This window comes from Erythrobacter tepidarius, assembly GCF_002155695.1.
Lineage (GTDB): Bacteria > Pseudomonadota > Alphaproteobacteria > Sphingomonadales > Sphingomonadaceae > Erythrobacter > Erythrobacter tepidarius.
Genome location: NZ_MUYJ01000003.1, coordinates 204,105 through 226,296, shown reverse-complemented (window position 1 = coordinate 226,296; position 22,192 = coordinate 204,105). Strand labels below are relative to the sequence as shown.

At 64.6% G+C, this 22,192-nt stretch carries 16 protein-coding genes; 5 read left to right on the top strand and 11 right to left on the bottom strand.

Annotated features, from left to right (window positions below; translation table 11 throughout):
• Positions 1 to 5: 5 nt before the first annotated feature.
• The 9 genes from BZF61_RS04080 to BZF61_RS04040 all read right to left on the bottom strand — a co-directional run bounded on the left by BZF61_RS04080 (position 6) and on the right by BZF61_RS04040 (position 11,145).
• Complete coding sequence (locus BZF61_RS04080) at positions 6 to 1,364, bottom strand: amidase family protein (protein ID WP_086617370.1); 1,359 nt, start codon at positions 1,362 to 1,364, stop codon at positions 6 to 8.
• Between the two features lie 55 nt (positions 1,365 to 1,419).
• The gene (lpdA, locus tag BZF61_RS04075) at positions 1,420 to 2,841 is read right to left on the bottom strand and encodes a dihydrolipoyl dehydrogenase (RefSeq protein WP_086617369.1); all 1,422 of its coding nucleotides are present in this window, start codon (positions 2,839 to 2,841) and stop codon (positions 1,420 to 1,422) included.
• A gap of 138 nt (positions 2,842 to 2,979) precedes the next feature.
• Positions 2,980 to 4,227: a 2-oxoglutarate dehydrogenase complex dihydrolipoyllysine-residue succinyltransferase gene (gene odhB, locus BZF61_RS04070; protein ID WP_086617368.1), complete on the bottom strand. Its 1,248-nt coding sequence runs from the start codon at positions 4,225 to 4,227 to the stop codon at positions 2,980 to 2,982.
• A gap of 52 nt (positions 4,228 to 4,279) precedes the next feature.
• The gene (locus tag BZF61_RS04065) at positions 4,280 to 7,075 is read right to left on the bottom strand and encodes a 2-oxoglutarate dehydrogenase E1 component (RefSeq protein WP_086617367.1); all 2,796 of its coding nucleotides are present in this window, start codon (positions 7,073 to 7,075) and stop codon (positions 4,280 to 4,282) included.
• Positions 7,076 to 7,158: 83 nt separating this feature from the next.
• Complete coding sequence (gene sucD, locus BZF61_RS04060) at positions 7,159 to 8,049, bottom strand: succinate--CoA ligase subunit alpha (protein ID WP_086617366.1); 891 nt, start codon at positions 8,047 to 8,049, stop codon at positions 7,159 to 7,161.
• A gap of 12 nt (positions 8,050 to 8,061) precedes the next feature.
• On the bottom strand, positions 8,062 to 8,343 hold the full coding sequence (locus tag BZF61_RS04055; RefSeq protein WP_143736899.1) for a hypothetical protein: 282 nt from the start codon (positions 8,341 to 8,343) through the stop codon (positions 8,062 to 8,064).
• Positions 8,340 to 9,302: a malate dehydrogenase gene (gene mdh / locus BZF61_RS04050; protein WP_086617364.1), complete on the bottom strand. Its 963-nt coding sequence runs from the start codon at positions 9,300 to 9,302 to the stop codon at positions 8,340 to 8,342. Before mdh ends, BZF61_RS04055 begins: the two co-directional genes overlap by 4 nt.
• A gap of 252 nt (positions 9,303 to 9,554) precedes the next feature.
• Entirely contained in the window at positions 9,555 to 9,890 is a 336-nt protein-coding gene (locus tag BZF61_RS04045; RefSeq protein ID WP_143736897.1) for a hypothetical protein, read from the bottom strand.
• A 151-nt stretch (positions 9,891 to 10,041) separates the two neighbouring features.
• Entirely contained in the window at positions 10,042 to 11,145 is a 1,104-nt protein-coding gene (locus BZF61_RS04040) for a cell wall hydrolase (protein ID WP_086617362.1), read from the bottom strand.
• A gap of 168 nt (positions 11,146 to 11,313) precedes the next feature.
• Between BZF61_RS04040 and BZF61_RS04035 the strand changes: the two genes are divergently transcribed.
• The 5 genes from BZF61_RS04035 (at position 11,314) to uvrA (ending at position 18,210) form a co-directional block, all read left to right on the top strand.
• Positions 11,314 to 12,126: an ABC transporter substrate-binding protein gene (locus BZF61_RS04035; protein WP_086617361.1), complete on the top strand. Its 813-nt coding sequence runs from the start codon at positions 11,314 to 11,316 to the stop codon at positions 12,124 to 12,126.
• Positions 12,123 to 13,103, top strand: coding sequence for a FecCD family ABC transporter permease (locus tag BZF61_RS04030; protein ID WP_086617360.1), 981 nt, complete (start codon positions 12,123 to 12,125; stop codon positions 13,101 to 13,103). The genes BZF61_RS04035 and BZF61_RS04030 overlap by 4 nt, the downstream gene beginning before the upstream one ends.
• A complete protein-coding gene (locus tag BZF61_RS04025; RefSeq protein WP_086617359.1) occupies positions 13,103 to 13,843 on the top strand; it encodes an ABC transporter ATP-binding protein in 741 nt (246 codons plus the stop codon). The genes BZF61_RS04030 and BZF61_RS04025 overlap by 1 nt, the downstream gene beginning before the upstream one ends.
• 360 nt (positions 13,844 to 14,203) lie before the next feature.
• The gene (locus tag BZF61_RS04020) at positions 14,204 to 15,202 is read left to right on the top strand and encodes a hypothetical protein (protein WP_086617358.1); all 999 of its coding nucleotides are present in this window, start codon (positions 14,204 to 14,206) and stop codon (positions 15,200 to 15,202) included.
• 113 nt (positions 15,203 to 15,315) lie between these two features.
• On the top strand, positions 15,316 to 18,210 hold the full coding sequence (uvrA, locus tag BZF61_RS04015) for an excinuclease ABC subunit UvrA (RefSeq protein ID WP_086617357.1): 2,895 nt from the start codon (positions 15,316 to 15,318) through the stop codon (positions 18,208 to 18,210).
• 156 nt (positions 18,211 to 18,366) lie between these two features.
• Here uvrA and BZF61_RS15530 read toward each other — a convergent pair whose 3' ends face one another.
• Together BZF61_RS15530 and BZF61_RS04010 are read right to left on the bottom strand one after the other, a co-directional pair.
• Positions 18,367 to 20,547 (bottom strand): hypothetical protein, encoded by a 2,181-nt coding sequence (locus BZF61_RS15530; RefSeq protein WP_143736895.1) that lies wholly within the window; start codon positions 20,545 to 20,547, stop codon positions 18,367 to 18,369.
• A 185-nt stretch (positions 20,548 to 20,732) separates the two neighbouring features.
• A complete protein-coding gene (locus BZF61_RS04010; protein ID WP_158094051.1) occupies positions 20,733 to 22,118 on the bottom strand; it encodes a sodium:solute symporter family transporter in 1,386 nt (461 codons plus the stop codon).
• Positions 22,119 to 22,192 lie beyond the last annotated feature (74 nt).

The window sequence follows — 22,192 nt, the reverse complement described above, 5'->3', positions numbered from 1 at the left end:
AAGGCCTAGGAGTGCAACACCTGTCCGATCGCCTCGGCGGCGGCGATGCAGTCGAGATCGCTCCAGCGCGGGCCGATTACCTGCATTCCGCAGGGCAGTTCGGCCCCGAGATAGATGCCGCTGCCGATCGGCACGATGGTGGAGGGCAGGCCGGGGAAGGTCGCCATGCCCGACCAGATCAGCCCGCTGCTGCCCGGTTCGTCATTGCCGTCAATCGTGATCGTCCCGCGAAACACCGCCTTGTCGCTGTGCGGCACGGCCAATACCGGGGCGGGCGGGGCAAGCACAAAGTCGTATTCGGCAAAAAACGCTTCCCATTGCGCGATGCAGGTGGCCTGCGCGTTCATCAGCGCGAACCAGTCGGACGCGGTCGCGCGGGTGCCGTCGGGGGCAGGCGCGCCGCCCGACATGGTGATGTTCATCATCTTCAGGTAGCTGCGGTAATGCAGCGTCTGGTCGGGCAGCAGCTCGCTCGCCCGGTCGATCCTGACGCCGGCGCGGGCGATGGCTTCGAGTGCGGCCTCGGTCGGCGCCAGCACCGATGCATCGAGCGATACGCCGGGCAGTTCGGTGATCGCCAGCACGCGGCAGTCCTTGAGCGGTTTCGCGCGGCGGCGCAGCGGGAATTCCGCGCCCACTTCGACCAGTGCGGCAAGGTCAGCGGCGTTGCGCGCGAGCGGCCCGGCGATCGAGAGTGGGCCATCGGCGGCCGCGACAAAGCCCTCGCGGCGGCTCATGGCGGGGTAATCATGGCCATGCTTGGGAATCAGGCCCCAGGTGGTCTTGTGCCCCCACACACCGCAGAAATGTGCCGGCACCCGGACCGACCCGCCGATGTCGGTGCCGAAGTCGCAGGGCACCATGCCGCTGGCGACCCCAGCCGCGCTCCCGCCCGACGATCCGCCCGGCGAGCGTTCGAGGTTGTGCGGATTGTTGGTGCGGCCGTAGACCGGGTTGAAGCTCTGCCAATCGGTGAGGTCTACCGGCACGTTGGTTTTGCCGATGATCACCGCGCCCGCCGCCTTCAGCCGCTGCACCAAAAGCGCGTCCTTTGGGGCGGGCTTGTCCTTGTATTGCGGGTGGCCCCAGGTGGTGGGCAGCCCGGCAACATCGAAGCTCTCCTTGATCGTCATCGGCACCCCGAAAAGCGGCTGATCGGGGCGCGGGCCAGCGGCATCGAGCGCGCGGGCCTCGGCATAGGCGGCCTCGAAATTGGGCACCGCGAGCGCGTCGATGCTGCTGTCGAGCTGCTCGATCCGCACGATAGCGGCATCGACCGCCTCGGCGACGCTCATCTTGCCGGCGCGGATGGCAGTGCTGGTGGCGAGTGCGCCGGGCTGCCGGGTCAGTTGCGGATAGGCCATGCGTGAATTCTCCCCTCGGCCTTGCGGTCTAGGCAAAGCGAAAGCGAGGGGCAATTCACATATGGATCGGCTTGCCCTGCACCGCCATCGCCGCTTCCTTCATGGCTTCGGCGTGGGTCGGGTGAGCATGGCAGGTATAGGCGATATCTTCGCTGGTCGCGCCGAATTCCATCGCCAGCGCGGCCTCGGCAATCATCGTGCCGGCCACCGAGGCAATCGCCCAGACCCCCAGCACCCTGTCGGTTTCGGCGTCAGCGATCACCTTGACGAAGCCTTCGGGCTCGTGATTGGTTTTGGCCCGGCTGTTGGCCAGCATCGCGAACTTGCCGACCTTGATCTCGCTGCCCGAAGCCGCTGCCCGTTCGCGTGCCTGCTCTTCCGTCAGGCCGACGCCGGCGAATTCGGGCATGGTGTAGACCACGCTGGGGATCACCTCGTGGTTCACAATGCCGGTGCCGGTGGCAATGTATTCCGCCACGGCGATGCCTTCGTCCTCGGCCTTGTGGGCGAGCATGGGGCCGGGGATCACGTCACCGATCGCGCGGACGCCATCGACGCTGGTGCGAAAGTCGGGCCCGGTCTCGATCTGCCCGCGCGCGTTGAGTTCAAGCCCGATATTTTCAAGGCCCAGACCCTCGGTGTTGGGCCGACGACCAATGGCAACCAGGACACAATCGGCCTCGATCGTTTCCGGATCGCCGCCCTGGGCGGGTTCGATGGTGAGGGTGGCCGTCTTGCCCTTGACCACCGCACCGGTGACCTTGGTGGAGAGCCTGATTTCCAGGCCCTGCTTCTTGAAGATCCGGCCGGCTTCCTTGCGCACATCGCCGTCCATGCCGGGTAGCAGCTGGTCAAGGAATTCGACCACGGTGACCTTGGCCCCCAGGCGCCGCCAGACCGAGCCCATTTCAAGGCCGATCACCCCGCCGCCGATCACCACGAGATGCTTCGGCACCCGGTCAAGCGCCAGCGCGCCGGTGCTGTCGACGATGATGCCCTTGTCGTTGTCGATCTCGACACCGGGCAGGGGGGTGACGCGCGATCCCGTGGCGATCACCACTTCCTTCGCGGTGTAGTCCTGGCCGCCAACGGTGACGGTGTGCGCGTCCTTGAAGCTGCCATGGCCCTTGAGCCAGGTGACCTTGTTTTTCTTGAACAGGAATTCGATACCGCCGGTCAGACCCTTGACCGCATCGGCCTTGTCGGCCTGCAGTGCGGCGAGATCGAGTTCGACCTTGCCAAGCTTCACGCCGTAGCGCGCGAGCGTGCCGTTGACGGCCTCGGCAAACTTTTCCGACCCGTGCAGCAGCGCCTTGGAAGGGATGCAGCCAACGTTGAGGCAGGTGCCGCCAAGCGTTTCGCGGCTTTCGACGCAGGCGGTCTTCAGCCCCAGCTGCGCCGCGCGGATTGCGCCGACATAGCCGCCGGGGCCGGCACCGATGAAGATAACGTCGTAATCGTAGGAATGGTCAGCCATTTCCAAAAACTCCGTTCAGCCTGCATTCGTGTTGCCGTGCAACAGCTTGGCTTGCTTGGGGATTGCACTCAACCGGGGGTCCGTTGCCTCAAAAGAAAGGGCAGGGCTGTGACACGCCAAGCCCGAACGGAAAAACGATCAAAGATCGATCAGCATCCGGGTGGGATCCTCGATCGCTTCCTTGATGATCTTGAGCGCGGTCACCGCCTCGCGCCCGTCGATCAGGCGGTGGTCATACGAAAGGGCGAGATACATCATCGGACGGATCACGATTTCGCCGTTGCGGACCACCGGACGCTCTTCGATGCGGTGGAGGCCAAGCACCGCCGACTGCGGCGGGTTGATGATCGGGGTCGACATCAGGCTTCCGAACACGCCTCCGTTCGAGATGGTGAAGGTGCCGCCGGTCATGTCCTCCATCGTCAGCGTGCCCGCCTTCGCGCGCGCGCCGAAATCGGCGATGTCCTGCTCGATTTGGGCAAAGCCCTTCTTGTCGGCATCGCGGATTACGGGGACGACGAGGCCGTTGGGGGCCGAGACAGCGACCGAGATGTCGACATAGTCGTGGTAGATGATCTCGTCGCCATCGATATAGGCGTTGACCGCGGGGACATCCTTCAGCGCAAGACAGGCGGCCTTGACGAAGAAGCCCATGAAGCCGAGGCGGATTTCGTGCTTCTTGGCGAACAGATCCTTGTACTTGTCGCGCGCGGCGATGACGGCGCTCATGTCGCAGTCGTTGAAGGTGGTCAGCATCGCCGCATTGTCCTGCGCCGCCTTGAGGCGCTTGGCGATGGTCTGGCGCATCCGGGTCATCTTGACCCGCTCGGTGCCGCGCCCGCCGCCGGCGGCCGCCGGGGCAGCAGGGGCGGACGCCGTGGGAGCAGGCGCCGGACTCGCGCCCCCCTTGGCCTTGCCTTCGGCCGCTGCCAGCACGTCTTCCTTGGTCAGGCGACCGTCCTTGCCGGTGCCCTTGATGGTCGAGGGATCGACCCCGTGTTCGAGCACCGCGCGGCGCACCGCCGGCGACATGGTCTGGGCCGGGGTGAGCAGTTCTTCCGCAGCCAATGCCGCAGACGTTTCGGCCTTGGCGGCCGCAGGGGCAGCCGCAGCCGCAGCCGCAGCCGCGGGCGCGGCGGTGGCGCTGGCTCCGGCCTCGATGATCGCGATCACCGCGCCGACCTCGACCGTATCGCCCACCGCAGCGCGGTGCTGCGACATCACGCCTGCCACCGGCGAGGGGACATCAACCGCGACCTTGTCAGTCTCGAGACTGCAGATCGGCTCGTCGGCGGCAACCGCATCGCCGGGCTGCTTGAACCATTCGGCGATGGTGCCTTCGGTGACGGACTCGCCGAGGACGGGAACTTTGATTTCGGTAGCCATGGGAATGGGTTCCTGCGTAATTCTGTGGATCTGTGTGATGGATGGCGCGAGGTTACAGCCCCAGCGCCTCGGCGATGAGCGCTTCCTGCTGGGCCTTGTGGCGGCTGACCAGACCGGTCGCCGGCGAGGCGGCCGCATCGCGACCGGCATAGCGCGGACGCATCCCCGCATGTCCGGCGGCAGCAAGCGCCTGCTCGATCCGCTCGTTGACGAAGAACCATGCACCATTGTTGCGCGGCTCTTCCTGGCACCACACCACTTCCTTGAGACCGGTCATGCGCTTGAGCCGCACCGTCAGCGGATCGCCGGGAAAGGGGAAGAGCTGCTCGATCCGCACGATCGATACGTCCTCGATGCCCGCCGCATCGCGCGCCTCGATCAGATCATAAGCAACCTTGCCCGAGCACAGCACGAGACTGCGGATCTTCTCGTCGGCTATGTCCTTGGTGTCGGACATGATGCGGCGGAACTGCCGGTCACCGAGGAAATCGGCCTTGCTGCTTTTGGCGAGCGGGTGGCGCAGCAGCGACTTGGGGCTCATGATGATGAGCGGCTTGCGGAAGCTGCGAAGCATCTGGCGGCGCAGCAGGTGGAAATAGTTGGCCGGCACGGTGACGTTGCAAACGCACATGTTGTCGTCGGCGCACAGTTGCAGGAACCGCTCCAGACGCGCTGAGGAATGCTCCGGCCCCTGGCCCTCGTAGCCGTGCGGCAGCAGCATCACGAGGCCGTTGGCGCGCAGCCACTTGCTCTCGCCCGAGGCGACGAACTGGTCGATCATGATCTGTGCGCCGTTGGCGAAGTCGCCGAACTGGCCTTCCCACAGCACCAGGCATTTGGGATCGGCCATGGCAAAACCATATTCGAAGCCGAGCACGCCATATTCGGACAGGGTGGAATCGTGGACCTCGAACTTGCCGTGGGGCAGGGTGGAGAGCGGCACGTATTTGCGTTCCGTCTTCTGGTCGACCCACACCGCATGGCGCTGGCTGAAGGTGCCGCGTCCGGAGTCCTGCCCTGAGAGACGCACCCCATAGCCTTGCATCACCAGGCTGCCGAAAGCGAGCGCCTCGGCGGTCGCCCAGTCGAAGCCTTCGCCGGTGGCGAACATTTCGCGCTTGGCCGCGAGCACGCGCTCGAGCGTCTTGTGGATCTCGAGATCGGCGGGGACTTCGGTCAACACCCGACCCAGCGAGTCGAACATCTTCGGCTCGATCTCTGTCTCGACCGAGCGGCGCGCGGTCTCCGGATCGGCGGGCTTGTTGAGCCCGGCCCAGCGTCCGCCGAACCAGTCGGCCTCGTTGGGCTTGTAGCTCTTGCCCGCCTCGAATTCCTCTTCGAGCAGGGCGGTGAATTCGGCGGCGATCTTCTCGCGGGTGCCGGGTTCGACCACGCCTTCACGCACCAGCCGCGCTTCGTAAGAGACGCTGACCTTGGGGTGCTCGCGGATCTTGTCATACATCAGCGGCTGGGTGAACTTCGGCTCGTCACCCTCGTTGTGGCCGAAGCGGCGGTAGCACCACATGTCGATCACGACATCGCGGTGGAAGGTCTGGCGATATTCGACCGCGAGCTTGCAGGCGAAGGTCACCGCTTCGGGATCGTCCCCGTTGACGTGGAGGATCGGGGCCATCACGCCCTTGGCCACATCCGATGGATAGGGCGAGGAGCGGGCGAACTTGGGCGAGGTGGTAAAGCCGATCTGGTTGTTGATGATGAAATGGACGCAGCCGCCGGTATCGTAGCCCGGCACGCCCGAAAGCGAGAGGCTTTCCCACACCACGCCTTGGCCGGCGAAGGCGGCGTCGCCGTGGATCAGCACGGGAAGCACCTGCGTCTTGGTCTTCAGATCGTCGCGGATCGCCTGCTGCGCGCGGGTCTTGCCGAGCACCACGGGGTTGACCGCCTCCAGATGCGAGGGATTGGGCACGAGGCTCATGTGGACCGAGATGCCGTCGAATTCGCGGTCGGTGGAGGTGCCGAGGTGATACTTCACGTCGCCCGATCCGCCGACATCATCGGGGTTGGCCGAGCCGCCAGAGAATTCGTGGAAGATCACGCGGTAGGGCTTGCCCATCACGTTGGCGAGCACATTAAGGCGCCCGCGATGGGCCATGCCGTAGATGATTTCACGCACACCCGCGCTGCCGCCGTGCTTGATCACGGCTTCGAGCGCGGGGATCATCGATTCCCCGCCATCCAGGCCGAAACGCTTGGTGCCGACATATTTCTTGGCGAGAAATTCCTCGTATTGCTCGCCGCGCAGCACTGCGGCGAGGATCGCCTTCTTGCCTTCCGGGGTGAACTGGATCGTTTCGCCGGGCTTTTCGAACTTGTCCTGGAGGAAGCGGCGTTCCTCCGTGTCGGCGATGTGCATGTATTCGAGGCCGACCTTGCCGCAGTAAACTTCGCGCAGGCGCTGGTGGAGCTTGCCCACCGTGGTCCACTCCATGCCGAGCACGCCGCCGACATAGACCTCCTCGTTCTCCTTGCCCGCAAGACCGTGCCATTCAAGCGTCAGGTCTGCCGGGCCTTCGCGGTTGGACAGGCCGAGCGGATCGAGATCGGCCGCCATGTGTCCGCGGACGCGGTAGAGGCGCACCAGCGTCATCGCCGCGATCGAGAGCCTGGCGGCCCGTTCAATCGTCTGGGGATCGGCCGCCTTGCCGGCATCCTTGGCCGCCTTGGTCACCGCCAGCTTCATCTCGGTGGGATCCATCGCCGCGACGAGATCGGAGGCGCTGTCTGCCAGCGTGTCGAGCCAGCCGCGCCTGGCCCATGAGGGGCCGGGCTGCGGACCTTCCTGATCGGTGAAGGCGGGGAGGAAGTTGGTCGGTTCGTTGCCCATCGGGGAACTCCTGGGGAGGAGGAAGCAATTGGGGGAAGGATGAACCCCCCGGCGCTCGGAACGCCGGGGCGCTCGTGGTCAACTCAGGCGTCTTCTTTCAGCATCGCGGCCAGCGTCTCGCCGAGCAGCGAAGGCGAGGGGCTGACGCGGATGCCCGCATCTTCCATCGCCGCGATCTTGTCTTCCGCGCCGCCCTGACCGCCCGAGACGATCGCGCCGGCGTGGCCCATGCGGCGGCCCGGAGGGGCGGTGCGTCCGGCGATGAAGCCGACCATCGGCTTGCTGCGGCCCTTGGCGCGTTCGGCCTTGATGAAGGCGGCGGCTTCTTCTTCCGCACTGCCCCCGATTTCGCCGATCATGATGATGGACTCGGTTTCCGGATCGTCGAGGAACAGGTCGAGCACGTCGATGAAGTTGGTGCCGTTGACCGGATCGCCGCCGATGCCGACCGCGGTCGACTGGCCGAGGCCCGCCATGGTGGTCTGGTGCACGGCTTCATAGGTGAGCGTGCCCGAGCGGCTGACGATACCGACGCTGCCCTTCTTGAAGATGTTGGCCGGCATGATGCCGATCTTGCATTCATTGGGTGTCAGCACGCCGGGGCAGTTGGGGCCAATGAGGCGCGACTTGGAACCCGAAAGCGCACGCTTGACGCGGACCATGTCGAGCACCGGGATGCCCTCGGTGATGCAGATGATCAGCTCGATCTCGGCATCGATCGCCTCGCAGATCGCATCGGCAGCGAAGGGCGGGGGAACGTAGATGCACGAGGCGGTCGCGCCGGTCGCGGCCTTGGCCTCGCGCACGGTGTCGAACTGGGGGACGCCGATATGGGTGGTGCCGCCCTTGCCCGGCGTCACGCCCGCGACCATCTGCGTCCCGTAATCGAGCGCGGCCTGGGTGTGGAAGGTGCCGGTGTTGCCGGTCATGCCTTGGGTGATGACCTTGGTGTCTTTGTTTACGAGGATGCTCATTCAGCTTTCCCTTTATTGAACCTGACGCGCCTTGCGCAGAGGAAGATGAAAGCCAGCCAAGGCCAGCAACACCGATAAAGCCGTGGCCGCCATAAGCGAGAAGCCGGTTGCGACCAACAAAACCCAGCTGCCGCGTCCGTCATACGCGATCGACGCCAGCGCCAGCTTCGACAGGCCGAACCCGACCTGCCCGACAAGCCACCAGGCTGCATGGCCTTTGAACGCCAAAACCAGAGGCAAAATCTGGCAGAGGCAGAAGGCTCCAAGCAGCCCGAAGGCCAGAACTTGCATCACGCGAGCGAGCCATCCAGCGCCTTGCACGCCTCGAGCAGTTCCTTGACCGCATCGACGCTGACCTGGAAGTTGGCCTTTTCCTCCTCGGTAAGGTCGATCTCGATCACCTCTTCCGCGCCGCCCGCGCCGATCACCACCGGCACGCCCACGTAAAGCCCGTCGACGCCGTACTGGCCGGAAACCTGCACCGCGCAGGGCAGGATGCGCTTCTGGTCGTAGAGGTAGGCTTCGGCCATCGCGATCGCGCTGGTGGCGGGGGCATAATAGGCCGAGCCGGTGCCGAGCAGCGCTACAATCTCGCCACCGCCCGAACGGGTGCGCTTGACGATGGCGTCAAGGCGCTCTTCGGAAATGCCCTTGATCTTGGCCATATCCTTCACGGGGATGCCGTTGATGGTCGAGTAAGACAGCACCGGCACCATGGTGTCGCCGTGGCCGCCCAGCACGAAGGCGTTCACGTCCTTCACCGAAACGCCGAACTCCCAAGCGAGGAAGGTGGCAAAGCGCGCCGAGTCCAAGACGCCAGCCATCCCGACGACCTTGTTCGCGGGCAGGCCCGAAAATTCGCGCAGCGCCCAGACCATCGCGTCGAGCGGGTTGGTGATGCAGATCACGAAGGCATCGGGGCAGTTGTTCTTGATGCCTTCGCCGACCGCCTTCATCACCTTGAGGTTGATGCCGAGCAGGTCATCGCGGCTCATGCCGGGCTTGCGCGCCACGCCCGCGGTGACGATCACCACGTCGCTGCCGGCGATATCGGCATAGTCGTTCGAGCCGGAGATCGAAGCATCGAAGCCTTCGATCGGGCCGCACTGGCTGAGATCCAGCGCCTTGCCCTGCGGCACGCCTTCGACCACGTCGAACAGCACGATGTCGCCAAGACCCTTGGTGGCGGCGAGGTGGGCGAGCGTGCCGCCGATATTGCCGGCGCCGACGAGGGCGATCTTCTTGCGGGCCATATTGTAGGACTTCCTTCCCTTGATCCGTCGGGACGAAGTTGCGAGGGCGCGCCCAAAGGCAGGTGGCGCTGGTGCCTGCCTCCCGTCCCATGCGGCTGGGCACCCGTTACAAGCGTGGCGGTAGGCTTCTCGCCAAGGGTTTGCAACCGCCAAAAGGATGGATTGGTCAACTATCTTTGCAAACAGTTCGCAATTGCATTAAGCCGTGCAGGCCAACGCATCAGGGCCACGCCCCGGCGCAAGCGCGGGCGATCAGGCCGGGCTCAGTTCGCGGCGTGCCGTAGCGGCAAGGCGGCGGTCGAACATCGCGGTGATCGCAATCCACTCGGCGGCGCGCGGCGCATTGCCCTCGCGCCCTGCGCGCGCCGCTTCGGCATGGGCGATCCGTGCCGAATCGAGTCCGTGGCGCGCGAAGTGCTGCAGAGCCGCGATCAGCACCGGATCGAAGACACCTGCTGGCTCGGCAGTCCCGGCCCCAGCATTGTCGTTGGCCGCCATCACCTTGACCCGCGTCATCAGCCCCCGTCCGCCTGCGTGCCGTCCGGCAATGCGGGCAGGGTCATGGGCAGGGGCGAGACGGATCGACATGAAGGTGCATTCCTGCTGGTACGGGCTGTCCGCCAATGGGCGGCGCATGCTTATGGCTGATGCAGCCAGTTAGCCGAATGCGCCTGAACTCTTGGTGCCGAAACAAGGTTTCGGGCCGCTTAACCGTGATTTCGGGTGGTTGCGCAGCGGCCTATTCACCCGGAGCCGCAGCCGTGTCGGGGCGGACCTTCCATTGCCCGGCGCGGGCATATTCGGCCCTTACCCTGCCTGCGCCGCCATAGGCCTCGTTGGCAAGGACGGCCGGTAGAGCCGGGGCCGCAGCGGGCTTGGCCTCGTTGCGGGGAAGGGCCGGAGCCGGATCGAGATCATGGGCAATCAGCGGGCGCGGGGCCGCGGCATCGGCGCGCGGTAGCGCAGGCGCCGCCACCACCGGGAGCGCAGGGCCCTTCTCCAGCCCGGCATAGGCCATGGCAAAGGCGCTCTTATCGCCCGCCCTGCCGCGCAGACGGTAGAAGCGGTGCGCACCGATCGTGCCGATGTGATCGAGCGTGCCCGCCCAGGGGGGATTGACCCACAGCGCGTGGTAATGGGTCGCATGGCCGACGGGGGCATAGACGCTCCCCGACAGCGCCTCGTTGGCGATCCGCTGCGCCCGCGCCCAGCTGGCGCCGCCTGGCCGCCGCGCAAGGCTGCCGTCGCAGGTGAAGGTGAACTGGCAGCCGGTGCGCCGCTCGGACCCCTGATAGACCACGCCGCACACGGAATTGGGCCACGCGGGGTGGGTCACACGATTGAGCACCACCTGCGCCACCGCGCGTTGGCCGGCTTCGCTCTCGCTCGCGGCCTCATACCAGATTGCCTGTGCGAGGCACTCCGCCGCGCGGGCGTGGGCAAGGCCGACCCTGGCGGAAAAGAACGGCCGCGCCGGTGCGCCGACATCGATCAACGCGCCAAGCTCGCGCCCGTCCTCCGCGCTCACGCTGAGCGGATCGGCCTCGGGCAGGGCAACCAGCGCAGTGCCGGCAGGGTCTGCCATGTAGAAATAGGCCGAACCGGGAAAGCTCATCCCCGGCCGCTCGAACGGCAGCGCGGCTTCGGCGGCCTTGCGTGTGGCGAGCGCGGCGGTGCTTTCAGCAGCAGGGCCGGGCAGGGCCAGCAGGTTGCCCGGCGCGGCCAGCGCGGGCACGGCCAGCGCGCCAGCCAGCACCGCGAGCGGCCGCCACCAGCCCAAGCGGGCCGGCAAGATGGCGGCGAACGAGGCGATCAGCGCGTGCGGGCGACGGGACGGCGACATGAGCTCGCAATTGTCCTAGCGCGCCTGCACGCCCGCGGCGAGCGCCCCCGGCCCGTGCGTCCCGATTGGGGACACAGACCAGTCCGGGCGTGACTGCCTTGCGTGAGGGCAGAGCCGGCCCTATCGCGGGCGCTGGACATGGTGCGCGATCGGAACAGGCTTGGGGCAATGGGTCGCGGGCTGGCCTTGCTGGCGGCCATCCTGCTTGCGGGCGGCTGTGCTCCGGTGGCATCGGAGGGTGCGGCGCACAGGCCGCGCATCGTCAGTCTCAACCCTTGCCTCGATGCGATCCTCGTCGCGGTGACACCGCCCGATCAGGTGCTTGCCCTGTCGCATTACAGCCGCGATCCGGGCAGCAGTTCGATCCCACCCGCTGTCGCGGCGCGCTATCCCGTTACCGGGGGAACAGCGGAGGAGATCATCGCCCTCGCGCCCGATCTTGTCCTTGCCTCCAGCTTCCTGCCGCAGCCCACCCGAACCGCGCTCGAGCGCGCAGGACTGAGGGTTGAGGCCTTTGGCAGCCCTGCCAGCCTTGCCGAGAGCATCGCCCAGGTGCGCGAGGTGGCGCAGCTGGCGGGTGCGGTGGATGAGGGCGAGGCGCTGGTGGCCGCGATGGCGCGTGCCGCCGCGCCGGTTGCGCCCGGCGATCCGGTCGATACCCTGCTCTGGCAGCCGGGCGAGATCGTCGCCGGCGAGGCGACGCTGGTGGCCGAACTGCTGCGCGCCAAGGGCTTTGTCAGCCATGCGGCGGCCATGGGTTTCGGCCAGGGCGATCATGTCGCGCTCGAAACCGTGCTTGCCCGCCCGCCCGCCTTGCTGCTGGTGGCCGGCGACAGCGCCGGTCAGCGCCACCCGGTGCTGCATCAGCTCGCGCGCACGCAGGTGGTGCCGCTGGCGCCCAATTACCTGTTCTGCGGCGGGCCGACCGTGATCGCGCTGGGCAAGCGGCTCGACCAGTTGCGGGCGGAGCTGCGGCGGTGAACCGCGCCAGCCTGATCTTCGCCGCTTTGCTCGTGGTGCTGTTCCCGCTCTCGCTGCTCGCCGGGCGAGTGTGGATCGATCCCTTTGCCAGCAATGGCCCGGCCAATGCCGCGCTGATCCTTGCCGAATTGCGTGCTCCGCGTGCGGTGCTGGCGGTGGTGATCGGCGCGGGGCTGGGGGCGGCAGGCGCGGCGATGCAGGGCTATCTGCGCAATCCGCTGGCCGATCCCGGCCTCTTCGGCATCGCCCCGATGGCCGCCCTCGGCGCAGTCGCCAGCTTCTGGCTGGGCGCGCGCTGGGCGCTGCCCCTCGCCGCGCTCGCCGGGGCGGGGCTGGGCATGGCTTTTCTGGCGCTGATCGCGGGGCGCACATCATCCGACGCGGGCGGCGGTGCGGGTGCGGGCATCGCCCTGTTCACTCTTGCCGGGCTGATGCTGGCGAGCCTTGCCGGCGCGCTCACCGCGCTCGCGATCACGCTCGCGCCCAGTCCCTTCGCGCTCAGCGAGATCGTGCTGTGGCTCAATGGCGCGCTGACCGATCGATCGTGGCGCGAGGTGACGATCGCCGCGCCGCTGGTGGCGGCGGGCATCGCGGTGCTGGCGGTGGCGGCGCGCAGCCTCGATGCGCTGACGCTGGGCGAGACGGCGGCGCGCTCGCTCGGGGTCGATCCGGCACGGCTGCTGGTGCTGCTGATCATCGGCATCGGGCTGACGGTGGGCGCTGGGGTGGCGGTGGCCGGGATCATCGGCTTCGTCGGTCTTGTCGTCCCGCATCTGGTGCGCCCGCTGACCGACCGCCTGCCTTCGCACCTGATCCTGCCATCGGCGCTGGCGGGGGCGTGTTTGGTGCTGGCGGCGGACACCATCGTGCGGATCCTGCCGCTGGTGACCGAACTGCGCCTCGGCATCGCGCTCGCGCTGATCGGCGCGCCGTTCTTCGGCTGGCTGCTGGTGCGGATGCGACGGGGGCGGCTGTAATGCTGGCGGCGGAGAACCTCACCGTGACGCGCGGCGGGCAGGTGGTGGTGGATGACTTCACCGTCGCGCTCGCACCGGGGCGGATCACCGCCATCGTCGGCCCCAACGGCGCGGGGAAGTCCTCGTTGCTGCTTGCGCTGGCGGGGCTGCTGGAGCCTGCGGGCGGCGCGGTGACGCTGGACGGCGCGGCGCTCGCCGCACTCACCCCGCGAGCGCGCGCGCAAGCCATCGGCTACCTCCCGCAAAGCCCCGACATCGCCTGGGACGTGAGCGTGGAGAGCCTCGTCGCGCTCGGTCGCCTGCCTTGGCGCGACCGGGGCACCGCCGAGGTCGAGGCCGCGCTTGCCGCACTCGATTTGGAAACGCTGCGCGGCCGCCCCGTCAGCCAGCTGTCGGGCGGCGAGCGGGCGCGGGTGCTGCTCGCCCGGGTGCTGGCCGGAACCCCGCGCTGGATCCTTGCCGACGAGCCGCTGGCCGCGCTCGATCTGGCGCACCAGTTCGGCCTGATTGCCCATCTCACGGCCTGCGCACAAGGCGGGCAAGGGGTGGTCGTGGTGCTCCATAATCTTGCCCTCGCGATGAACCACGCGCACCGTGTGCTCGTGCTCGATTCCGGGAGGCTGGTGGCCGATGGCCTGCCGGCCCAAGCGCTAGCGCCGGAGGTGATCGCCAAGGTCTGGGGCGTGCGCGCGCGCTGGCTCGGCGAGGCGGGGGCAAGGGCGCTGGAGCTCGGTGAATAGGCCCGGCAAAAAACCGCAGGGGTGGACCGGGGCGCGCCGCGGGGCCTTGCGTGCGGCCGGCAAGAACGGCGCGTCCCGATCCGTCTTCTTCCGTCATGAAGCCAGGTTGCGACCCTCGAGGGACCCGGCCGAAACGGACGAGAAAGAAGGCAAAAGTGCCAGAGGTTTGCGCTTCTGACGACTTCGAATTTTCTGTAGGGCAGCGAAAAATCCGGCTCAAGCCCATGACAAGGAAAGATGATACTTTTGCCATCCATCGCGCCCTGGACGCTGGACCGGGACTTTGAAAGCGGCGGCTGCGCGTCCTGCGCGGTCACCCGCCGCTAGGCAAAGGCCGCGGGGCGCTTTACAGCCGGCGCCATGGTGCCCCCCGCTGTTCTTGCCGCCGATCCGCACTGGCTGCCGCATGGCTTCGATCCCGCGCGTCAGAGCCTGACTTTCGTGAAACTGCCGCGCGCGCGGCTCGCCGCCACGGCTTTCCTCGCCGACATCGCGCGCGAGAGCAGCCATGAAACCGCCGAGGCGCCGCTGGCTGCGCTGGCCAGCGCTGTGCCTGCGCCTTCGGCTCCGGTTACGTTCATCTTCCACACCGCCTTCTGCCGCTCCACCTTGCTCGTGCGCGTGCTTGAACAGCCGGGCATCAGCACCGGCCTGTCGGAGCCGGGGATCATCGCCAGTCTTGCCGCGGCAGGAGCGGCGGGGCAGGGCGCTCTGGCGTCGGTCGCAGCCCTGCTCGCCCGGCCATGGAGCGCGGGCGAGGCGGTGTTCATCAAGCCCACCAACCACGCCAACAGGCTGGCGCCCGGGTTGCTGCGTGCTGTGCCGCAGGCCCGCGCGGTGCTGATGAGCAATCCGCTTCCCTCCTTTCTCGCGGCGGTGGTGCGCAAGGGGATGTTGGGGCGGCGCTGGGGTCGGGAACTCTATCTCGAATTGATGGCCTATGCGGGCATGGATTTCGGCATGAACGCCCGCGAGCAGTTCCTGATGACCGATCTTCAGGCGACCGCTCTTGCATGGTTCCTCAACCAGCGTTTCCTCGCCATGCTGGTCGAGCAATTCGGGGAACGGGTGCGCGTGCTCGACGGCGATGCCTTCGGACGCGATCCGGGCGCGACGCTGGCGGCGGTCTATCGCTTCGCCGGACAGGCCATTGCCCCGGAACGGATTGCCGCGATCGCCAGCGGGCCGCTATTCGCCGCCGACGCCAAGACCGGCGAGGACTACGCCGCCAAGGCCGCCCGCGATGCCGAGGCCACCCGCAGCAGGGTGACCGAGGACGAGATCGCCAAGGTCGGCGAATGGGTCGGCATGATCGCGCGGCAGGCAGGGCTGAGCCTCCCGCTGGCGCAGACGCTTTAGTCAGGAAACCCCGGCGCGGTTCGTCCGTTGCCCTTCCACATCCCGTCCCTCTGCGGATAACCCTGGCGCGTCGCCCTTTACATCAGCGAACATTTGCGGAACAGACCTCCCTCATGAGCCTCACCACCATTTCCGTGCGCGGTGCGCGCGAGCACAATCTCAAGGGCATCGACATCGATCTGCCGCGCGACAAGCTGATCGTCATCACCGGGCTTTCGGGCAGCGGCAAGTCGAGCCTTGCCTTCGACACCATCTATGCCGAGGGCCAGCGCCGCTATGTCGAGAGCCTTTCGGCCTATGCGCGCCAGTTTCTCGAGATGATGCACAAGCCCGATGTCGAGCATATCGACGGGCTGTCCCCGGCGATCAGTATCGAGCAGAAGACCACCAGCCGCAACCCGCGCTCGACGGTTGCCACCGTCACCGAGATCTATGATTACATGCGCCTGCTCTGGGCGCGGGTAGGGGTGCCGCATTCGCCCGCAACGGGCCTGCCGATCACCGCCCAGACAGTGAGCCAGATGGTCGATCGGGTGATGGCCCTGCCCGAGGGCACGCGCCTCTACCTGCTCGCGCCGGTCGTGCGCGGGCGCAAGGGCGAATACAGGAAGGAGCTGGCCGAATGGCAGCGCCAGGGCTTTGCCCGGGTGCGGATCGACGGGGAGATCTACCCCATCGAGGAGGCCCCGGCGCTCGACAAGAAGTTCAAGCACGATATCGAGGTGGTGATCGATCGTTTCGCGGTGAAGGACGGGCTCCAGACCCGCCTTGCCGAAAGCTTCGAGACCGCGCTGAAGCTCGCCGAGGGGCTGGCCTATGTCGATCTCGCCGACGGCGTGGTGCCGGGGCGCGAGGCCGAAGCGCAGGGCGGGGCGATGAAAGGGGCAGGCCTGCCCCCCAACCGCATCGTCTTTTCCGAGAAATTCGCCTGCCCGGTCAGCGGCTTCACCATCGAGGAGATCGAACCGCGCCTGTTTTCCTTCAACGCCCCGCAAGGTGCCTGCCCGGCCTGCGACGGGATCGGCGAGAAGATGCTGTTCGATCCGCAGCTGGTGGTGCCCAACGAGGCGCTGTCCCTGAAACAGGGCGCGGTGGTGCCCTGGGCCAAGTCCAACCCGCCTTCGCCCTATTACATGCAGGTGCTCGCCAGCCTCGCCAAGGCCTACGGCTTTGATCTCGCCACCCCCTGGAAGGACCTCGAAACCGACCAGAAGCACATCATTCTCTACGGCACGGGCGGCTTGCCGGTGCCGCTGACCTTCAAGGACGGGCGCCGCGAATACACCGTCCACAAGCCGTTCGAAGGGGTGATCGGCAATCTCAACCGCCGGATGCTCCAGACCGAAAGCGCGTGGATGCGCGAGGAGCTGGCGAAATATCAGACCGCGCAGCCCTGCGAGACCTGCGGCGGCAAGCGGCTGAACGAGAAGGCGCTGAGCGTGAAGGTTGCCGGCGTCGACATCGCCACCCCGGTGCGGATGAGCGTCGCCGATGCCAAGGCGTGGTTCCTGGGGCTCGATGCGCAGCTCACCCCGCAGCAGTCGCAGATCGCCAAGGCGATCCTGAAAGAGATCAACGAACGGCTGGGCTTTCTCGACAATGTCGGGCTCGATTACCTCAACCTCGACCGGACCTCCGGCACCCTCAGTGGCGGGGAGAGCCAGCGCATCCGCCTCGCCAGCCAGATCGGCAGCGGGCTTTCAGGCGTGCTCTACGTCCTCGATGAACCCAGCATCGGCCTCCACCAGCGCGACAACGACCGGTTGCTCGCGACATTGAAGCGCCTGCGCGATCTCGGTAACACGGTGATCGTGGTCGAGCACGACGAGGATGCGATCCGCGCCGCGGATCACATCGTCGATCTCGGCCCAGGCGCAGGGGTGCACGGCGGCGAGGTGGTGGCGCAGGGAAGCCTCGAGGAGATTGTCAAGGCCAAGGGCTCGCTCACCGCGGACTACCTCACCGGCAAGCGCCGGATCGAAATCCCCAAACAGCGTCGCAAAGGCAACGGGCACTTCATCGAGATCAAGAACGCCCGCGCCAACAATCTCAAGGGCGTGGACGCACGCATTCCGCTCGGCACCTTCACCTGCATCACCGGGGTATCCGGAAGCGGCAAGTCCTCGCTCATCATCGACACCTTGCAGGCGGGCGCCGCACGGGTGCTCAACGGCGCGCGGGTGATCGCTGGGGCGCATGATGCGATCACCGGCCTCGAATATTGCGACAAGGTGATCGAGATCGACCAGTCGCCGATCGGCCGCACCCCGCGCTCCAACCCGGCGACCTACACCGGCGCCTTCACCCAGATCCGCGACTGGTTCGCGGGCCTGCCCGAAGCCCAAGCGCGCGGTTACAAGCCGGGGCGCTTCTCCTTCAACGTCAAGGGTGGCCGCTGCGAGAAATGCCAGGGCGACGGCCTCATCAAGATCGAGATGCACTTCCTCCCCGATGTCTACGTCACCTGCGAGGAGTGCCACGGCAAGCGCTACAACCGCGAAACGCTCGAGGTGAAGTTCAAGGGCCACTCGATCGCCGACGTGCTCGACATGACGATCGAGGACGCCGAGGCCTTCTTCAAGGCCGTGCCTGCGATCCGCGAGAAGATGCGGATGCTCAACGAGGTGGGCCTCGGCTATGTGAAGGTCGGCCAGCAGGCGACGACTTTATCGGGCGGCGAGGCGCAGCGGGTGAAGCTGGCAAAGGAACTCGCCCGGCGCAGCACCGGACAGACGCTCTATATCCTCGACGAGCCGACCACCGGCCTGCATTTCGAGGATGTGAGGAAGCTTTTGGAGGTGCTGCACCGGCTGGTGGAGCAGGGCAATTCGGTGGTGGTGATCGAGCACAACCTCGACGTGATCAAGACTGCCGACTGGGTCATCGACCTCGGCCCCGAGGGCGGGGTGCGCGGCGGGGAGATTGTGGCTGAGGGCACGCCCGAGCAGGTGGTTAAGGTGGAGCGGTCGTTTACGGGGCGGTATTTGGCGGGGTTGTTGGAGCGGTAAGGCAGCCACGCCTGTCCTGAGCTTGTCAATGGATGGCTGAGGGGGTGGTGGAGCAGGTGGTGAAGGAGGGTCGGGGTTGTCGGGGGCGACATCTGCCGTTGTTGTTCGACCGATTGACAAGCACGTCTGTAGCCGCATGTAGTGATTCGGCTTGAATTACAAAAACACATCCTCAAGAAACTCGAAGCAGTTGCATGCAATATTAAAGTCTTCGTCTGTTATATTTTTTGCATGTGCATCCGCTCTGAACCTGTTTATTTGATTTAAGAAATCGCGGACCTTGTTCCTTTTATCTTGAATGTGGGGCAGTACCTCTTCGTCCCCCAAAAGCGCGATGAGGTCGGTTAGGAAAAGTGGGGATTTGTCAGCGGAAAACAGAATCCGCGGATTATTATCTGGTATGTTATATTGACGTTTTTTTGATATTTTCTTCGAAAAAACGTCTTCAAATTTTTGTGGAGAAACAGTTTTTGACCAATAAAGGAGGGTTGCGCGAATTGCGGTTTCGATATTATTTCGGCGAATGCACAACTCCGCCCATCGTCCTTCTAGGTCAATGAGCGACTCATTCGGTTCTGCTTGAAGTATAGCCCTTTTAACTGCCTCAAAGGCAAGTTCAGCGATGTCATCGTTGATTTTGATAAGTCCGTAACCGATAAGATGATCAATTAGATCTGGTGCTTCTGTTGCGTACTCATTAGCTTCAGATGAGTTACCCGCTACAATACTCTTTAAAACCGCAAATTCTGAAGGGTAATACTCTTTTAAGTTCAAAATGATCCCCAATAAGTAGCTCTCAAGTTGACCAGCAAATTCCTTCTGCGCTTGCATAACGCGTATCATTGGGACGCTCTTTGGTCGCTGTCCGCTGGTCAGCTGATGGATTTTACTACAGACTTGACGAATAAAAAATGGATGGCCACCATAGCTATGGTGAAGCAAATTCACAGCTGCAGAGTCAAAATCTAACCCCATGAAGAACCCTAAGCGGTTCACCATTTCTCTCGTTTCATCAAAGCTTAGATTTGGAATAAAACGCTTCTGCGCAAGTAAGTAGGCAGGGTTATCAATACCTTCGATCTTTTGCTGCTCAAGTATGTAAGGACTAGTGCCAACAATACAGACAGCCAAGCAACGATTTTTGCGAGTTTGTGAAAAAGAGCGCACAACCTGCCAAAAATATACAGGATCTTTTCCATTGCGCCAGTGGTCTGATGCCGCAGTGTTTGGCGATATATTTTCTATTTCATCGAAGATTAACAGCAAATTTGAGCGCAAAGCATCAAGGGTCGATCCCATTTTTTCATAAAACCATTCCGAAATTTCTGGGCCTTCCAATTTCTCGGGCTTACGCAGTTGCTTGAGCCTATTCTTCTCACGAACTCTATTGACAATATAATACAATAAGTCACCATAGCGCCTGCCATGAATTTGTAAGTCTTGACAGTCAATTGTTACGACGGCCAACTCGCTAGGTTTGCAACGTCGTTCTATGGCATAGATAGTTGAGGTCTTCCCACTTTTTCTTAATCCAAAAATACTTGAATGTTGGCCCGATTTCCCTAAATCTATGACAGTTGAAACAATTTCAGATCTACCGAAAAAGAAATGCTCTTCACGCAATGGAGACTGGAAGCCGAACAAATCTCTTATGTGATGATTCTGCCGGACTGCAGATATAAGCGGATCTGTTCTGCGTTCGAGTAATTCAAAAGTAAGTGGAACAATAACAGGGTATTCGGGGTGCTGGTCTAAGTACAACTTTATATGTCGGTCGATGTTAACATCAGAGCTTATTAGAAACCTTAGGCTATGATCAACTCTTGCAGATTCGACTAAAGAAAAAAATTCATTATAAGCTTCGAGTGTTCGAATTTCGAACGTATTGTAATCAGCGAATACAACAAGAAGTTCTCTTTGAGTATTGAGGACAACAGAAGAATGGTCTGTTGGTCGAATCAGTGCGCCGTAGTATGAACTATTGTCTACGCGAACAGGATCGAAGGAGCGTGTAACGTAGAAAGTATCGGATATTCGCCGAAGGGCATTTCGAATGGTCGGGGGATATTTTAGGAGATCGAAATTTTTATGCAAACCGGGGACGGTAGGCATTTCGCGATCCTTCACGTAAGCGTGCTCTGCTTGTCGTCGTCCTTTTTTGTCGAGCTTCGTTTCAATTTCAACCCCTTCGTCTCCCTTTCCTACACCCCCACCCCCAGAATACCCTCCCGCGCGCGTTGGCTCGCCGCAGACTCCGGCGCGGGCCTCCGTCCGCTGGGCTGTCCCCGGCCCTGACGGGCCTTGCGGCGGCACTGCAAAAGAAGGCCACTCCGGCACCACACACGGCACTCATTGCGGCGTGAAACATTTTAAAGGAAGCAAATTCAACGCCCTAAGCGTGAAACATTCCCCGCCAACCCCCTCGCAAGGGCAGTTTTGGTCGCTTTCGAGCCCTCTCATACCCCCTTTTGACCCCAGTCATTGCGGTCTCATTGTCGCTTCATTGCCGCCTTGTTGCCGCTTCACCCTGCTTCGGCCCGCACCGCACTCGGCGCCCGCCGCTCCGCCCGGGTGACGCCGGCGAACACCGCCAGCCCGCTTGCGATCATCCACAGGAAGGCGCCCTCGACCCCCAGCACCCAGTCAAGCATGCCGAGCACCGCAATCTCGACGATGATCGCGGCGAGCGCGGCGCGGGTGCCTTGCCCGATTCCGGCCAGGCCCATGATGATCGGCACCGCCAGCACCGCCGCGATCGCGCCTGCATCGAGCACCAGATTGCGCAGCGATTCCCCTGAAGCAGCCACCAGCGCGGCGATGATGGCCGCGATCACCGTCGCCCCGCGTGCCGCGCGCAGCATCGTGCGCGGCGATGCTTTGGGGTCGAACCGGCGATACCCGCTCTCCGCCGCCACCGCCGAGACCGCGAGCAGCGCGGAATCGACCGAGGACAGAATCGCCGAGAGCAGCGCGCCGGTAAAGACGATGTGCAGCCAGGACGGAAAGAGCGCCTGCGCAAGACTGGGCAGGAAGGTCTCGTCGTTGGCCAGTTCCACCCCCAGCACAGGTGCCAGCGGCGGGCCGAACAGGCCGAAACTGACGGGAACGAGGCCGACCATGAGGTAGATCGCCGCACCCGCCAGCGCCCCACGCCGCGCAACCTCGGGCGAGCGCGCACCCAGCGTGCGGGCGAGCGCCTCCTGACTCACCATTGTGCCGGCGATTGGGATCAGCCACAGCTCGGCCCATGCCATCCAGCTCTCGTCCGGCTTCGCGAAGGACCAGGCCTGCGGCGGAACGCTGGCCAGCGCTGGTGCGATGCCGCCGTGGGCATCGAACATCAGGAAGGCTAGCACCAGCATCGCGGTGACGATGATCGCGCCCTGGAGGATGTCGGTCACAACGTCCCCGGCAAGGCCGCCGAACAGGGTGTAGGTCACCACCAGCAAGGTTGCTCCGGCAAGTGCGGCAGGAAAGTCGAGCGCGGATGCGGTGTCGATGACGGTCGCGAAGGCATAGAGCTGCGCTGCTGACCAGGTGGTGGCAGAGAGCGCGATAACCCCGGCGGCGAGCAGTTCGGTGCCCTCGCCGAAGCGGGCGCGCAGGAAGTCGGCAATGGTGATATAGCCGCCGCTGCGCAGGCGGTGGGCGAAGAACAGCGCGATGGCGAGGATCCCGATGGCATAGGCGAAAGGCTCGGTGCGCGCGCCCGCCAGTCCGTCGGAGGCAACCTCGGACGAGGTGGCGATGAGGCTTTCCGAGGCAAACCAGGTGGCGAACAGGCTCATCGCCACGGCGAAGGGGCCAAGGCTGCGGCCGGCGACCAGATAATCGGCATCCGACTTCGCCCCGCGGCCGGCCCAGGCGGCCAGCAGCACCTGCGCGAAGACATAGATCAGGATCAGCACGAGCGTGATGGCGAAAGGTCCCCTGTGCCGCCCGCCGCAGCGCCCCCGCTGCGGATTCGGGCGGGGAGCAGTCC